Origin of the sequence: Vibrio algicola (assembly GCF_009601765.2) — a bacterium.
In the GTDB taxonomy this organism is placed as follows: Bacteria; Pseudomonadota; Gammaproteobacteria; order Enterobacterales; family Vibrionaceae; genus Vibrio; species Vibrio algicola.
Window position 1 is genome coordinate 199,189 of the sequence record NZ_CP045700.1, and the last position, 15,249, is coordinate 214,437.

Sequence of the window (15,249 nt, forward strand, 5' to 3'; positions counted from 1 at the left end):
GTTGCATCTGGCACTTTTTAAAAGGGGGAAGATAAGTGAATATTGAAACTAAATTAGCATTGGTTGAAAGCAGTCAACGTATTGTTGGCATAAAAGAGGGGATGTTTGTACGTTTCTATGAGCAATCACTCTTTGGTTGGCAGCAGTGGGTATCTAAACAGGACCAATTACAGACATTGAAGGTGTTAAGGAAAAAGGTTAAGAAATTGAATGGAAGAGAGGTGTTGTATGGTGGACCCTAGATTCTCAGAATAACCGACACACTTGGTATAGACACAAGTATTCTGGTCTAATCGATCTGGACACCTTGATTGTGGATAATACGATAATCAATCGAGGTGAATATGAATACAAAACGTCAATATCGAACTTATACGAAAGAATTTAAAGAAGAGGCAATCGGCCTTATTACCGAACAAGGGTATTCTGTCGCCCAAGCTGCTGATGCGTTGGGAGTATCACAAAACCTGCTTTACACTTGGAAGCAGAAGGCTGACGAACTCAATAATTCATCTGTCAACGCAGATGAAAAAACGGAATTAATGGCTCTGAGAAAGGAAGTAAAGCAGCTTAGAATGGAGAAAGAGATCCTAAAAAAAGCCAGCGCCTTCTTTGCGAAAGAAATGAAGTAAAGTTTCAATTTATTCGAGAGCATCGCTCTCGATTTCCAATAAAAATGCTTTGTAACGCTCTAAAAGTAAGCCGCAGTGCATTTTATGATTGGTTAGCACGACCTGCTCAGATCATTACTGAGCAAGAGCTTAATTTATACAGAACTGCCAAGCGCTTATTCAAGCGCAGTCGTGGAAGTTTAGGCTCTCGTCAATTAGCTAAGAAACTACGTGAAGAAGGCTTCACTATCGGGCGTTATCGTACTCGCACCATCATGCGTAAGTTAGGTCTTGTTGTGCGTCAGCGTCGAGCTTATAAAATCACCACCAAGCGGAAACATAGTGATAGCGTTGCAGATAATATATTAAAACAACAATTTAATCCTACAGTGCCCAATCGTATTTGGGCCGGAGATGTTACTTATCTGAGAACCAATCAAGCTTGGATGTATCTGGCTGTAGTCATGGATTTACATTCACGCGGATCATTGGTTGGGCATTATCAGATCGCATGACGGTAGGTCTCGTTGAACGTGCATTACAAATGGCAATTACACTTCGTAAGCCTCAAAGAGGCTTACTTTTCCATAGTGATAGAGGCTCACAGTACACCAGCAGTTCATTTCAGCACCTGTTAACGAGAAATGGCATCACATCATCAATGAGCAGCGTTGGAGCTTGTTTAGACAATGCAGTCGTCGAACGGTTCTTCGGTAGCTTGAAAAATGAATGGCTACTCAATGTGGTTTATTTAACGCGTGATGCAATGAAAGAAGGTGTTGAAGAATATATCCGGTATTACAACCATGAAAGGTTGCATACTACGCTTGGTGATTTAACGCCAATCGACTATGAAAAATTACAAAGTCAGGTGTCCTATTGGGCTTGACCAGAATATTTTTAAAATGATATTAAAATAAAGCAAATAATAATTGTGAATGCATCATCCAGTATTTATTTTTTATGATGAATGGGTGGTTGATATTAACTTAAAACAATATGTTTCTTTAAATGTTTATGATGAAATATTGAGCTTCGAACGTTCTTCTCTTGGAGTTAATTGGTAATAGGTTTTATAGGCAGAAGAGAAATGCGGACCGCTAGAAAAGCCACATTTTAATCCAATTTGAACAATAGAGGTTGAAGTGGTTTGCAGTAAATGCTTAGCGTGTTTTAGACGAACTTGCATGTAATGACGCGCCGGCATGCTATCGAGATGGCGTTTAAATAATCGCTCTAACTGACGACGAGAAATATACACTTGGTTGGCAATATCATCGGTGGTTAATGGTGTTTCGATATGACTTTCCATTAACGCTATTGCTGCACTGAGTTTTGCATCAATAGTGGAGGTCATAAGAGGCGTGCGCTGCTTTTCTTCGCCATTTCGCAAGCCTTTCATACACAGTAATTCGGTTAATTGTTGGATCAACTCATCTTCTTCGAACGGTTGTAAATAGTGTAATACGCAATCGAGTAGCGCGGTTTGCCCAGCGCAACTGCTAAGGTGTGGGCCAAATTGAAATAATTGATCCGTTAATGCCGCGTTTGGATATTTTTCTTTTAGATCATCGAGTAATGACCAATGGGCCACCAAGGTTTGGGCGCTGATAGGCGGCTGATCATGGTCTGGCTGCTTGTTGGTGAATTTACCACTTGCTTCAATGCCGCTATCAAATATCCAATACAACCCCGCATGGACACTGAGTATTGGGGTGTTATGTTGATAATAATATTGCAGTGTATGTTTAACCGAAAAAGAGATGGGTTGCTGGGGGGCTTGTTCTGCTAACACGATCAATAAATCAAACTCTTGTAGAGTCGTTAAAACAGAATGATCTAACAGCGTGAGTTGATATTTATCTTGCTCTAATAATTGATTTGCCAAGATAAAAGGTTCGCGCAATAAGCCTTCGCTCAAGGGGGAGCAACCTTGAGGGGTAAACACGCCGATATTTACGCTTGGTAAAATCATTATGCGCAACTTCGGATCATTGCTTGGGACATATAAACTGCTTCCTTGCGTTAATTATGTTGTTTTTTATCGTTGTGAGTGAGCTTTATTAATCCAATGCGCTTGTAATCTATCGAGACTTAGTTTTAAGGTGCTCTTAATCAAGAGAACCTTTAATCAATAGATTACTAATTTGACTAAAAGGCATGGGCTTGTATAAAAAATAGCCTTGTAATAAGGACACATTTTTCGATGTTAAATACTCCATTTGTTCTTGAGTCTCAACCCCTTCAGCTACGATTTTAACGTTCAGCTGGTGGGCAAGATTGATAATACTGTTCAGTACCGGCGCATTAACCGATTCCACCCCAATGGTATTGATAAAGCAACGATCAATTTTTAAATAATCAAACTTAATATCTTGCAGTATAGACAATGAGGTATAACCGGTACCAAAGTCATCGATAAATACTTCAATTCCTAATGCGCGAATATCATTTAAAATCGCTCGACCTTGTTGATTGAGTAGTTGTCGTTCGGTGATTTCGATGCCGAGTGTGAGATTGTGAGCTTGGTATTGTTTTACCCAACGGCTTAGCTTACTCATGCAGTCGGAGGTAAGTAAATACGATGGTGGAACATTAATACCAATATGCATAGGTTGGCTGAGGTTCGAATCTTTCCACTCTAATAAGGCTTTATCAAACACAAAATCTGTGATGATATTGATGAAATTATGCTGCTCTGCTAATGGAATAAAAATATCAGGCGGAATATTGCCGTATGCAGGTTTTTTCCACCGAATCAGCGCCTCTACTCCTGATAACTGCTTATTGTCTGATGCAATAAGGGGTTGATAATGCAAATAAAGCTCATTATTTTTCATCCCTCTTTTAAGATCTTCAATTAATGAACCTCGATTATTAAACCAATGTTGGATCAGAAAGATAATTAAAGAAATCAATAATGAAACCGGAATAATGCTGATGTAGTAAATGGCAAAAATGTCGTGTTTGAATGTGTCACTAGGCGCAATGGTCACCTTGATCGCCAAATAGTTGGAAGAAGCAGAAACCGCATAAGGTAAATCTTCGACATGATTGCCTTTCGGGTAGGTCACTTTGTTGACGGTGAGCTGTGAATTTTGGATACGGTCATCCGATTTGAGTCCAAGGCGAACATCAATATAACGCTGATCAACCACGGAGATCGCGGCGCGACGCGGATTATTCTTATCAGCATCAACCACAATCAGACTGCGAACGCGGCTGTTCTCATAAGGGAAATCGAATAAATATTCACCTGTTTGTAAGTTCTTATTAGGAAATAGTGAAGCAAAAGACTCGTATTCTTTATAGCCTCGCTTGGATGAGCAGACAATTTTGCCATTTTCAGATATCAACATCTCACGTAAAAAAGCTTTAAATAAAAGGTCTTTCTGAATCTGTTGGCAGTTTTGCGCACCGTAAAGGGCTTGTTTATTTTCATCTCTTAATTCATCCACCACTTCTTCAAGTTGAGGCACATACGATTGAGCTAAGGTATTGAGTTGGTGGTTAAGTTTGATATTGCTTAAATGAAAGCAAGCAAGCATGACGAAAGGCAATGGGATGAAAAGAATGATAAATGCTTTCTTGGTAAGCATTTTTTTAAAATTGGAAAAATTATTAGGCATGGAGTCTCATTTAATAATGGTGAGGCGCAATGATAATGACGAAACATATAGTAAATGATTAAAGAGTTGAAGAAAATAACAGATTTGAGACCACGTTAAAATATTGAAAGTTAAGTCTTTTTAATGGTGTTTGCTAGGGTGGTTAACGTGATCAATACCTCACTTTCAATATGGAATTAGATGTAACTATTTGTGTAGTGTATACAAAATGTCTAAATCGTCATATTAAATAATACAATATCACTTTATCCTTAATCTCAAATATTCAATAAATAAATAGAGGTTACGGACGATGAAAAAACTCTTTTTAGGTCTAGCGGTTGAAGCTTATTGGCAGGTTGTGCATCAACGGATGACTCTTCAAATATGCAATCTACGGCTGCCACGACTTCGATGGGAGCGGCAACAGTAACGGATGGCCAATTAACCAAATTTAGAGCCACCAGCGGTAAAAGTGATGCGTGGGTGAAACATGCAGATAAAAACAATGGTAAAGGCGATGTAGGCAGTTCAAAAGATACCGCGTTTGATGCTGAAGGTTCGGCTCGAATTCGCTTTATGGCAGCCGGAGATGATTTCTCTGTCACACCGGGTTTAAGCCAAGTGATCACCAATATTCAACCTAACACTGATTACACTTTATCGATGTATTACTACGATAAAAAAGGTGCTTACTCGCCAAGTGAATTAGAGTTAGGTGTGAAAAAAGTGAGTGGTGAATCGCTTGCAGGTTCAACCATTGAAAGCAAAGAAGTTCACGCCAAAGATTTAAACAACAGCCCTCGTGGTGAAGTGAAAACAGGTTTCCGTCAAACGACCCTTGATTTTAACTCTGGCAGCAATACTTCCGTCGAAATCTACGCTTTAATGCACATTATAGATGCAGATAAAATTGATAAAGATGGTGACATTGGTAAGCAAACAGAAGTTCGTATTGATGAATTCTCACTAACTAAAAAGTAAACTAAGCGAAAAATGTAATTACAGTACGGTTTAGCGAAACATAAAATCCCTGCAAATGGCGAGCTTGATAGCCACTGTGGGGATTTTTTCTTTTCATCTTTCATCTTTCACCGTGGCAATGATCGTTTTATTATATCTTGAATTTCAGTTTTAAGTATTAAGCGGTAGTCTTTAGGGGGCATAAAATGTCAGACAATCAATTTGAGCAAGAATTTAGCGATGAAAAGTTTTGGGACAAGACCAAAAACTTCGCTAAGGCCGCTGGCGAAAACGTATTAGGCACCGCGTTAAAATTGTATTATTCTGCGCAAGATCCAAGCACTCCTATTTGGGCCAAAAGTGCAATTTATGGCGCATTAGGTTATTTTATTTCACCCATTGATGCCATTCCAGATATCACGCCTTTTGTCGGGTATTCTGATGATCTCGGGGTTTTAGTTGCGGCAACCGCTGCAGTGGTCGCGTATATTAAGCAAGAACATAGCGATAAAGCTGAAAATAAACTGAAACAATGGTTTGGTGAGCGTGAGTCTAAAACAGAACCCAATCCGAATAACCATCAATGAGAAAACTATATTAACAATATCTCTCATAATATCTGATTTTTAACATTATTTTTTAGGTCTATCACATGAATAAAGCAAGCATCTCTGGCTCTATCGCCTCTTTTTTAGGTTTACTCGGTCTGATTTATTTTTTGGTGTCAGATGCAAAATTCCCACTAGAACAATGGCCAAATGAAGCGTTTCAAAGTTTGGTGTTTGTTATTGTTTTAAGCTTTCATGTCTCACCCTCGGTCGCTTATTTTGTTTCTGCTGTATTTGTTGTGAGCGTGTTGGTGGTGTGTTTTGCTATTGGGCATAAACTGGCTCGTTGTATATGGGAAGATAAAGCCGCCGAGTTATCTAAATAGGAAGTTGGTTCCGCCAATCATTAAACCTCATGAGAGATTGATACCACGATGCGTTTAGATAAGTTTATTTGTAAAAGTACCAATCTCTCTCGCACCCAAGCGATAGAACAGATCCATAGCGGTTCTGTCAGCGTAAACAGTGTCATTATTCAAGATGAAGCCACACAGGTGCACCAAAATAACACCGTCACTTTAAATGGCGAGGCACTGCAAGCGCGTCCTTTTCGCTATATTCTATTGCATAAACCTGCCAATACCATTTGTTCGAATGTCGATGAAGTGTATCCCTCTTTATTTCATTATCTTGATGTTGATAACGTTTCAGAATTGCATATCGCAGGCCGTTTGGATGCCGACACCACCGGCATGGTGCTGATCACCGATGACGGACGTTGGTCTTATAACATCACCACCCCAACCAATTTATGTGCCAAAGTGTACCGAGTTGGGTTATCGCGTCCGATTGCAGAGACTAGTGTTGAAAGGTTTAAACAAGGTATTCAATTGCAAGGGGAGGCGCAATTAACTCACCCAGCGCAATTGAGCATTATTACGCCTAATGAGGTATTACTTAGTATCACCCAAGGTAAATTTCATCAGGTGAAGCGAATGTTTGCTGCGGTGGGAAATCGAGTGGTATCACTGCATCGTGAAGCTATCGGCGGAGTGCATTTAGATGTTGATGTGGAACAATGGCGATATTTAAGTGAGTCAGAAGTTCAACAGTTAAGTCACTAATTTGGGTTAGAAACTGGCTCTTACTTGGTGTTGGTTTTGCTGCTAAAGTTTTGTATTCTGGAAATCAACACGTCATGGAGAGAAAGACAATGAGCAAATGTGGACAATGCCGACAATTTACCCGCACCCCCGATAATCAAAAAGACTTATGTGGCGCGTGGGAACAACCTACCATCGCAATCCGCGCCGCTTGTGATTTCTTCATTCCTAAAAAAGCGCCACGAGAAACGCAAAGTCACACTGAAAAATAACAATACTGCATCTGTTTAATTGAAACTTGGCTGCACGGCTTGGTAAGCCTTAAGGATATGCTCAACCTCGTGATTTTGGCCTTGTTGAATACGCTGATAATGAGTTAATGTTTTGTTTAAATAAGCACTCACCACTTCAGTTTGTTGTGGGGTTGTCGCATGCCAAATATCTTCTCCTACCGCGCTAATCTTATTGCTATTGCCTTGGTTCTTGTTTGATGAAACCAACAACACCTCATAAAAGCGTTTGTTTTCTTCGACTAATATTTCGCGTTGTAAACTGAAATCAAGCGAGATGAGGTGTTGGCGTAAAGCAAATTGATGATGAACCGGGCACAATAAAAAATCGAGTTCTAATTGTGGGTGTTTTTGACAAATCGATGAAATAAAACCCTTCATTAAATCGCCTCCCACACCGGCTATGATCACTAAATGCTTACCTTGATATTGCGCTAAAGGCAGTTTTGCGACATCCAAACAATGAGTTTGCCAAGTTGAAAGTGAATTAGCATAAAATCGTTGTAGCTTGTCGTCTAACTCGGCCATTAATTCAGGCACAATATCGACAAAATGAACATGCTCGGCCGCTTGTCTTGATAATAACGCCGCCCCTAAAAAACCGTGATCACAACAGCAATCCCATATATGGGTGTAATCATTGGTGACCATGTGTTTAATCTGTTTTAAACGTTTATTAAGCTTCAAGTCGGTTTCCTAAGTATGTGTCAAACTTTCCAATGAATTACGGCGATATATTTTGCAGCGCATGGTATTTTTAATAGAGATATAGGTATTATACGGGTAATTTAGTTTAACAATCATAAGGATTTGCCATGAATGTTGATAAAGCAAAAAAACGCATTGCCAAGCAGGTTAAAAAAGGGTTTAAAGGCTACCCACAAATCGCCATTGCCTATTTTGGCGACACACCAGAGTGTGCCACCGAAGTCGCGGTACAATTCACCTTAGAAGAGGGGGCACAAGTTCAAGAAGAGCGCTTTGCCAGCCCAACCGATGCACGAGAAAGTGAAGTGATCCAATCGGCATTAGTTAAAATCATCGAACGAGCGAATGCAAATTCTGTCATAGAAGTGGAAGGTGTGGCGCTGCGTGCTTAAATTGATAAACCGCTGAACGTTAACTTTAAATTATTGCAATAAAGTCTTCTGAAAAATAGAGTACGGAGTGAATGTGAAATATAAATCGTTATCTTTAATATTGACTGCCGTATCGATGTTTTCATTCAATGCTTATTCATGGGGCAGTTTACAATCTCAAAAGGTCGATGGCTTCAGTCGTTATTGCCATTATAGTGATGGCGGAGTAGAGACAGTAAAAAGCAGTGAGTTATGCCCAATAACCAATCAATCGACCTCGCAAAATAATGGATCTCCTACCATTAATATCAAAAACAACAACGGTGGTTTTGGTAGCTTATCCAGTCAAAAAATCAATGGCTTTAACCGCTACTGTAAATACACCGATGGCACCGTTCTCACCGTTGGTAGTACCGATTTATGCCCGATCACCAGCCAGTGATCGGCACCCACACTCACTTAATCCATAACAATCCTACCTTTTAATCTTCAATACGTTATCTTCATAGTACAGATAAAAACACCGTTCAATTTCATGCTTTCTTGGTTTTCATTTTTAAATGATAAAAGCGAAGGTTTATCATTTTTAATATATAAACCTATCTTTTTCAATAGTTTAACTTCGGGTGTGTGTGTGTGTGTGAAAGCATATTTTAGTTTGAAAATGATAAATTTCCACCGTACCATTATGAATGGCGTTTTTAATTGTGTGAAGAACATGTATATTGCGTCCAGTGGTTGATTTTTGACCAGTGAATTCTTGGGTGGCTTGATATTGTTCGAGTCCAAAAAATAAGCTATTTACAATAGTATTGGTATGCAGGAAATCTGTTGTATATATAGATTTTAAAACTCAATATTTTGAGTTACGAGAAGATAGGAACATAATATGAATAAACTATATAAAGTCACTTTAATTGCGCTAATGGGACTAGTTTTATCGGCGTGTAATGCAGAAGATACCGAAGATGCTATTCATGATCTAAAAAAGGCATCATCAGAAATCAATATTGCAGAGATGCTGTTGCTGTATTAGGTGATGCAGGTGGTCAATATCAAGAAGATGTGGCTTTGTTGCAATACTCAACCTAGGTGGTCTTTTGATACAGTTAGGCGACTCGGTAGCTATTGGGCATTCCGAGGTGAGTGAAACGATTTAAAATGGAACAACCGATGAGCATTTCCTGCCGTTGATTGGTTAACTTTCTACTGTGTAATTGGTTGCCGATGATCTTCTTATAACGTTGCATGGCCGTTTCTGAAATATTCCTTTTTCCATATTGCCGTACCCTCTGCCAATCAATAATACCAAGGGCAAAGCAACCTATCAGGTTGCTCATCCTCTTGGGATGATGGTCGTCATCCGCAAACGTATTGCCCTTCGGCGGTATAACAATATCAGCATTTGGAAAATGGGCTTCTAATGTCTGGTACACTGCATTGGTATCATACATTTTGTCGGCACTTATCAGCTCAACATCCGTAACGATAGACTGACATAACGACTCGAAAACTTGATCATCCATTGTATTTTTGTCAGTCAATACGGCGCTTTGGATCAGGTGGTTACTATCAACCAAAAAATGTGCTTTTCTCCAGCTACGCTTGGCATTAACCTTATGTTTTTCCTGGTGCCACTCGTCCTTACCAAACCTTTTCAGCCCTGTAGAATCAATGGCGATAGCGACAATGTTGGTATCGGGTTTATCGTTCTTTTTAAATCGTGGTGTTGTAAAATCAAGCTGACTGAGTCGTTTTGACTGTAAGGTATAATCTGGACATTGAAGGTGCTTCATGCCCAACATATCTAGTAAATTTTCGATGAACCCCTGCGCTTGGCGCAGGGGTAATTTAAACACCATTCTCAGATAATGACAGGCTTCAATCGTACTGTCAGGATATTTTTCCGTCGAGCCCGTACCATCGTAGGTTCGCTCTTCATGCTGCCAAGTTTTGAGGATCTCATCGGACAACCAGACATCAATTCGTCCTCGGTTTTTGAGGGCCTGATTGTAGTCTGAATGATTGGTCAGCCGATAAGTATGCTTCTTAAAATGATGACGTTTAGAGTTGTTATGTTTGTAAGGCATTTATTAATAAACTAACCTAAGTGAACGGTTAACGATGATAAATGATATTCATGAGAATAGGAAAAAACGAAGGTTATTTGAGCACTGCAACAAAGCCCCGAAGTATTAAAGGGGTACTTTAACCAATTGGAGTAGGTAGCACCTTCCTACCTTCAGGTAGGTGAGAGAAGCTGTAGCGGATAGCTAATCCTTATTGGCTACAGACTCTCAAACTATGGACTTTCTCGCTGTTATTGCAACATGAAGATTTCTTAAAGTGTTGCCCCAAAAAGCGCCGATACTGAACCCAGATAACACACAAAAAATAACGACAAAAGACGCAGATTTAACAATTTGGGGATCTACTGCAACAAAAACAGAAAAAACATAATGCGAAATGAAAGCAAAGAGTATCAGTAACAAAGAAATAGGTTGCCCCGGCAATATAACCATCATCGTATCAGGATTATATTTTGCTTGATTAATAAACCTCCTATTAACGAATAGGAGGCCTAATACGCCTAACGTAAAAGATCCGATAACGAGTGTTAAGGTCAAGCTAGTCAACGTTAGGGTTGTGATGATTTCATAAACACCCCATATGAAAAAAATCATGGGTATGATCAATAACCTCCTAACAGACACTTCTCTTGGTTTTAATGAAGTAATTCCACGACGTACTAAATAAGCCAAAAGAATCCATACCCAAACAGGTGTATTCTTAATTATTTCAATCAACATCCCTAGTCTCCTTACGAGCAAAATGCTCGACAATCCAATATCACATCGTATCTAACGAGGTAATAAGCTCCCTGATTTCGGCATTATTTAAAACAAGTGTATATTTTTTTGCTTCAATACAACCTAAAACCACAACTATTGCTCTAGTGCGTGTTTTGGGGTCACTCCACCAATTAAATAAGGTACTACGTCCAAAGCCACTCATTGCGACAACATCGCCAATTTTGATATTTTTCTTTTTAGCAAACTCATTAAGTGTCATGCCAGAGTCCCTAATGTAGATTATAATTAAATAATAGTCCAAAATAAAGACTATTTTCAAGCACCAACTTTCCAGTTTGGCTTAACATCCCTACTCCTTGGTTGTCGGTTATTCTGAGAATCTAGGTATTGATATTGACTCAAACGGGAATGCTGCCTTGTCTAAAAATAAGGTTGCTCATATTTATATAAAAATTGATCTAAATAGTGATAATGCAAATACCCGTCATGAAAAAACGGCACAATTTTTAGCAACACGTGTTGGTAATGAGATTCAGATAGTGCCATATATCTATGCAATTGCCATTACTGATGACATTACTACATTGTGGTCATCGGGTGATATTAAAAAGATGGATGATGAGTATATTAAAACTTATCCATTATAATGCTTAAAAACGTAAAGTTGTAAAATATTAGCCTCTCAGCACGAGAGGCTTTTTGATAAATTTCGGATGTGGATGGATCATTATTACAAGCTTTTTTCTAAATCATGATTATCTTGCTTCACACGACTCCCCAACAAAACCAGCACCATACTCACGGTGATGGCTAAATAAAAAATGCCGAGATCATTTTGGCTGCTGACATAGTTGCGGACTAAAAATCCACCACCGAAACCGGCGACACACATTTGAATCGAGCCAGATAAAGCGGAGACTGCGCCAACGCGATTAGGGTGAGGTTCTAATAGCATCGACATTGATAACGGAAAAGTCATGCCTTGAGCAATGGTTAAAATAGTAAATGCGGTAATTAAATGTCCAACCGAAAGCGGAGTGAGTAATAGCCATAAACCGGCGATTGCCATCACGGTAAATGCTAAACATAAAATCTGGCTAGGTTGAAAATAATGATTTAAGCGATTAACAGTAACACTGCCAATTAATAACCCCGCCGATGGGATGATCATTGCTTGTCCATATTGTGAGGCGGTCATGCCTAATTCATTTTGCAATAAAAAAGGCAATACCGACAACGACACCACCGCGCCTAAGTAGCTGATCCAATTGTAACTGGCACTGGTAAGAACTTGTTTATTGGTGATCAGTTCACGATAAGCGAGTAATACTTTTCTGACATTAAATCGACTTTTCGCGTAAGGCAAGGTTTCCGGCAATACCATCCACCCCAGAGCAACAATCGCGAGTAAGTAAATCAAAACCGCCATAAATACACTTTGCCAACCAAAGTGAAAGGCTACCCAGCCGCCAAATACTGGCGAAATAATCGGTAAAATAGATGCGGTGATCGACAAATAAGACAGCGCTTTGGTGAGGTTGAAGCCATCGTAACTGTCACGCAAGACGCTACGCCCCAACACAGAGGCACTCCCAGCGCCTAAGCCTTGTAATAACCGTCCCATTAATAGCGCATCAAAACTGTTGGCGAACAACACACAAATTAATGTGCCAATTAAATACACCCCTTGTCCGATCAAAAATACCGGACGACGGCCAATCGCATCCGATAATGGCCCATAGAACAGTTGCGATAATCCAAAAGCGAGTAAGAACATCGTCACAATAGATTGAACCTGCGCTTGGGATACCGCAAGATCTTGGCTGATCAGCGGTAAAGAAGGCAAGTAAATGCTCACCCCCACCTGACCTGTGGCAATGATCATCATCGCAAGTAAGAGGGGTGTTTTTTTAAAGGCGTTAACCGCACTGGTGGTGGTTTCTGTTTTCATGGATTTAGTGTACTTTGAAGAATAGCAATTGATAATAGCTTCAATAGGAAAGAGATTAAGTCCTTAAAGGAAAGAGTGGGGCACGAATGGATTGGATAGAATCGGTAAGAACGTATATCAAAGTAGTAGAAGAGGGCAGCTTTAATCAGGCGGCAAGGCGATTAAATACCACCAGTTCGGCGGTGAGTAAGCGGATCCATTTTTTAGAACAACGCATTGGGGTGCAACTATTAAAGCGTACTACCCGTTCGTTGAGCCAAACCGAAGCCGGCGCGATGTTTTATCAACGCGGTAAAACTCAGTTAGAGCAATGGCAATCGCTGGTGGACGAAACTCGCTCGGTCAACCAAACCCCCACCGGATTATTAAGAGTGGGCACCACTTTGGCGTTAGGCTCTAAATTCTTTATGCGTTATGTTGATGATTTTTTGCGCCAGTATCCACACATTAAAGTGCAGCTTATTACCACCATGCCTGGGCAATTACCTGAACTCAGTTTTGATATTTTTATTGGTCGAGAAATTGAAAAATTAGATACGTTGAGTTTTCGTGCGGCGCCTTTAGTGGATTATCAATCGGGCTTTTATGCCGCGCCAAGCTATCTGAAAGAGCATGGAGAACCACAGACTATTGATGATTTAGAACATCACAATATGCTGGTGTGGGGCGAAAAAGTGACTCGAGAGGTCAGGTTAACCTCTCCTGCGAAGCGTACTCGCAAAGTGACATTAAGCGGTAATTTTTCCACCACCAACCCCGAGGCTTTATTTCACAGCGCCAAACGTGGCATGGGGATCATTTTATCCAATCAAGTGATGTTACAAGAAGAAATTCAGCGTGGTGAGTTGATGCGTATTTTGTCCGATGTGACTTCAGAACATACGCGGGTGTATGCGTATTACCCTAAATTGGATTATGCGCACACCCGAACTCAGTTATTTGTCGATTACTTTAAACAGCGTTTAGAAAGTGAAAAAGGGGTGGTTAAATTATAATGCTTACGCATGCAGTATGGTTTGCAACTCAGAGAGTGACGTCACGCTGTAATGCGGTTTGATACTCTCGACCGGCTCTGCGCCGTGATGGTTGAGCCAGCAGGTTTCAATACCAAAGTTAAGACCGCCTAAAATATCGGAATGTAAATTATCGCCTACTATTAATACGCGTGATTTCTCAGGGTTGCCAATGCGTTTCAATGCGTGCGCAAAAATGCCCTGATCGGGTTTAGCCACACCCACTTCTTCTGAAATAATCACATGCTTTATGTATTGGTCCATGCCGGTGCGTTGTAAGCGAATGGTTTGCAGTTCGGTAAAGCCATTGGTGATTATCCCAACTTGCGCTTTACCCACTAACGATGCCATTAATTCTTGTGCGCCGGGCAATAAGGTGCAGATGTCTGCCATTGCTTGTAAGAAGGAAGAATTAAGATCGGCAGTGGTGGTGCCCAGTTTTTGTGCCCAAGCGTTAAATCGAGTGTGCTTTAATTGTGCGGCGGTAATATCGCCATTTTGATAATCGATCCACAATGGTTTATTGACCTGTTGATAGGTTTCGAAATCTTGCGCGGTAAAATTGACACCTTTACGGGCAAACATTAATTGAATGCCTTTGAATGAGTCAAAGTGAAAAAGCGTTTCGTCGGCGTCAAATAAAATCCAATCGTACTTCATGGTTATCTCGATTTTGATTAAATGTATAATATCAATCGTAGTAACTATCTGATCATCTAATTACTTTGATCGGTATAAAAGGGAGTTTAACGGCTTGGTGTTTCTTGATGATGATCGATATTGCCGACTTCTAATAGCGGCGCCACATTTAAATGTTCAGCATTCATCATGGAAGAGATACGTTGTACCGATGATACCAATAAGGACTGTTCCCATTCTTCTAGATTTTGGAAGCGATCAATAAAGTGATCTTGCAGTGGCAGTGGGGCTTTTTCGAGTAAAATCGCGCCTTCTTCGGTCAGATAAGCGTGTACCTTACGTTTGTCTAGCTGGCTACGTTTACGCTCGACCAAGCCACGTTTTTCGATGCGATCGATAATGGTGGTGGCGGTGGCTTGACTCATATTGGTGTTATTAGATAACTGGCGAATCGTTACCTCACCACAATCACGAATTGAGCGCATTAAAAGCAACTGAGGACCGGTTAATCCGAGTTCTTTATTGAGTTTTCTGGAATGTAAATCGACGGCGCGAATGATCTGGCGGATAGCCACCAAAACTTCTTCATGTTTGTTCATCGGATGTCCTTCTATTTTAGGAGGAGGAAAGT

Annotated in this window: 20 protein-coding genes and 1 pseudogene; 12 read left to right on the plus strand and 9 right to left on the minus strand. The window is 40.2% G+C overall.

The features are described from left to right. Positions 1–35 precede the first annotated feature (35 nt). Both GFB47_RS12385 and GFB47_RS12390 read left to right on the plus strand, forming a co-directional pair. Positions 36–242: a hypothetical protein gene (locus GFB47_RS12385; protein ID WP_153448366.1), complete on the plus strand. Its 207-nt coding sequence runs from the start codon at positions 36–38 to the stop codon at positions 240–242. A 102-nt stretch (positions 243–344) separates the two neighbouring features. Beyond that, positions 345–1,500 (plus strand): annotated as a pseudogene (locus GFB47_RS12390) (IS3 family transposase). A gap of 126 nt (positions 1,501–1,626) precedes the next feature. On the opposite strand, the gene GFB47_RS12395 reads toward GFB47_RS12390, so the two are convergent. Next, positions 1,627–2,586, minus strand: coding sequence for a GlxA family transcriptional regulator (locus tag GFB47_RS12395; protein ID WP_153448367.1), 960 nt, complete (start codon positions 2,584–2,586; stop codon positions 1,627–1,629). Between the two features lie 136 nt (positions 2,587–2,722). Next, on the minus strand, positions 2,723–4,240 hold the full coding sequence (locus tag GFB47_RS12400; RefSeq protein WP_153448368.1) for an EAL domain-containing protein: 1,518 nt from the start codon (positions 4,238–4,240) through the stop codon (positions 2,723–2,725). A gap of 366 nt (positions 4,241–4,606) precedes the next feature. Between GFB47_RS12400 and GFB47_RS12405 the strand changes: the two genes are divergently transcribed. The 5 genes from GFB47_RS12405 (at position 4,607) to GFB47_RS12425 (ending at position 7,105) form a co-directional block, all read left to right on the plus strand. Beyond that, a complete protein-coding gene (locus GFB47_RS12405) occupies positions 4,607–5,203 on the plus strand; it encodes a hypothetical protein (RefSeq protein ID WP_225874347.1) in 597 nt (198 codons plus the stop codon). A 185-nt stretch (positions 5,204–5,388) separates the two neighbouring features. Then, positions 5,389–5,769 carry a YkvA family protein gene (locus GFB47_RS12410; RefSeq protein ID WP_153448369.1) on the plus strand — a complete coding sequence of 127 codons (381 nt, stop codon included), beginning with the start codon at positions 5,389–5,391 and terminating at the stop codon, positions 5,767–5,769. Positions 5,770–5,834: 65 nt separating this feature from the next. Beyond that, positions 5,835–6,116, plus strand: a complete 282-nt coding sequence (locus GFB47_RS12415; protein WP_153448370.1) for a hypothetical protein — start codon at positions 5,835–5,837, stop codon at positions 6,114–6,116. Positions 6,117–6,164: 48 nt separating this feature from the next. Then, positions 6,165–6,854, plus strand: a complete 690-nt coding sequence (locus GFB47_RS12420) for a pseudouridine synthase (protein ID WP_153448371.1) — start codon at positions 6,165–6,167, stop codon at positions 6,852–6,854. Between the two features lie 89 nt (positions 6,855–6,943). After that, positions 6,944–7,105 carry a hypothetical protein gene (locus GFB47_RS12425; RefSeq protein WP_178306504.1) on the plus strand — a complete coding sequence of 54 codons (162 nt, stop codon included), beginning with the start codon at positions 6,944–6,946 and terminating at the stop codon, positions 7,103–7,105. Positions 7,106–7,120: 15 nt separating this feature from the next. Here the strand turns inward: GFB47_RS12425 and GFB47_RS12430 are convergent, their stop codons facing one another. Further along, the gene (locus GFB47_RS12430) at positions 7,121–7,810 is read right to left on the minus strand and encodes a tRNA (adenine(22)-N(1))-methyltransferase (RefSeq protein WP_178306505.1); all 690 of its coding nucleotides are present in this window, start codon (positions 7,808–7,810) and stop codon (positions 7,121–7,123) included. 128 nt (positions 7,811–7,938) lie between these two features. Here GFB47_RS12430 and GFB47_RS12435 point away from each other — a divergent pair, with 128 nt between their 5' ends. The 3 genes from GFB47_RS12435 to GFB47_RS12445 all read left to right on the plus strand — a co-directional run bounded on the left by GFB47_RS12435 (position 7,939) and on the right by GFB47_RS12445 (position 9,238). After that, on the plus strand, positions 7,939–8,223 hold the full coding sequence (locus GFB47_RS12435) for a hypothetical protein (protein WP_153448372.1): 285 nt from the start codon (positions 7,939–7,941) through the stop codon (positions 8,221–8,223). A 73-nt stretch (positions 8,224–8,296) separates the two neighbouring features. Then, positions 8,297–8,644, plus strand: a complete 348-nt coding sequence (locus tag GFB47_RS12440; protein ID WP_153448373.1) for a hypothetical protein — start codon at positions 8,297–8,299, stop codon at positions 8,642–8,644. A gap of 447 nt (positions 8,645–9,091) precedes the next feature. Then, the gene (locus tag GFB47_RS12445; RefSeq protein WP_153448374.1) at positions 9,092–9,238 is read left to right on the plus strand and encodes a hypothetical protein; all 147 of its coding nucleotides are present in this window, start codon (positions 9,092–9,094) and stop codon (positions 9,236–9,238) included. Between the two features lie 73 nt (positions 9,239–9,311). Here the strand turns inward: GFB47_RS12445 and GFB47_RS12450 are convergent, their stop codons facing one another. The 3 genes from GFB47_RS12450 to GFB47_RS12460 form a co-directional block, all read right to left on the minus strand. Then, positions 9,312–10,292, minus strand: a complete 981-nt coding sequence (locus GFB47_RS12450) for an IS5 family transposase (RefSeq protein ID WP_153448375.1) — start codon at positions 10,290–10,292, stop codon at positions 9,312–9,314. Between the two features lie 207 nt (positions 10,293–10,499). Beyond that, a complete protein-coding gene (locus GFB47_RS12455; RefSeq protein ID WP_153448376.1) occupies positions 10,500–11,012 on the minus strand; it encodes a DUF6622 family protein in 513 nt (170 codons plus the stop codon). A gap of 40 nt (positions 11,013–11,052) precedes the next feature. Next, positions 11,053–11,274 carry a hypothetical protein gene (locus tag GFB47_RS12460; protein ID WP_153448377.1) on the minus strand — a complete coding sequence of 74 codons (222 nt, stop codon included), beginning with the start codon at positions 11,272–11,274 and terminating at the stop codon, positions 11,053–11,055. Positions 11,275–11,431: 157 nt separating this feature from the next. Between GFB47_RS12460 and GFB47_RS12465 the strand changes: the two genes are divergently transcribed. Next, a complete protein-coding gene (locus GFB47_RS12465; RefSeq protein ID WP_153448378.1) occupies positions 11,432–11,662 on the plus strand; it encodes a hypothetical protein in 231 nt (76 codons plus the stop codon). Between the two features lie 83 nt (positions 11,663–11,745). Here GFB47_RS12465 and GFB47_RS12470 read toward each other — a convergent pair whose 3' ends face one another. Further along, positions 11,746–12,999 (minus strand): multidrug effflux MFS transporter, encoded by a 1,254-nt coding sequence (locus GFB47_RS12470; RefSeq protein ID WP_225874357.1) that lies wholly within the window; start codon positions 12,997–12,999, stop codon positions 11,746–11,748. A gap of 53 nt (positions 13,000–13,052) precedes the next feature. Between GFB47_RS12470 and GFB47_RS12475 the strand changes: the two genes are divergently transcribed. Then, positions 13,053–13,961 carry a LysR family transcriptional regulator gene (locus GFB47_RS12475; RefSeq protein WP_153448380.1) on the plus strand — a complete coding sequence of 303 codons (909 nt, stop codon included), beginning with the start codon at positions 13,053–13,055 and terminating at the stop codon, positions 13,959–13,961. Between the two features lie 3 nt (positions 13,962–13,964). On the opposite strand, the gene yjjG is transcribed toward GFB47_RS12475, so the two are convergent. After that, on the minus strand, positions 13,965–14,639 hold the full coding sequence (yjjG, locus tag GFB47_RS12480; RefSeq protein ID WP_153448381.1) for a pyrimidine 5'-nucleotidase: 675 nt from the start codon (positions 14,637–14,639) through the stop codon (positions 13,965–13,967). 86 nt (positions 14,640–14,725) lie between these two features. Further along, positions 14,726–15,217, minus strand: a complete 492-nt coding sequence (locus GFB47_RS12485) for a MarR family winged helix-turn-helix transcriptional regulator (RefSeq protein ID WP_153448382.1) — start codon at positions 15,215–15,217, stop codon at positions 14,726–14,728. Positions 15,218–15,249 lie beyond the last annotated feature (32 nt).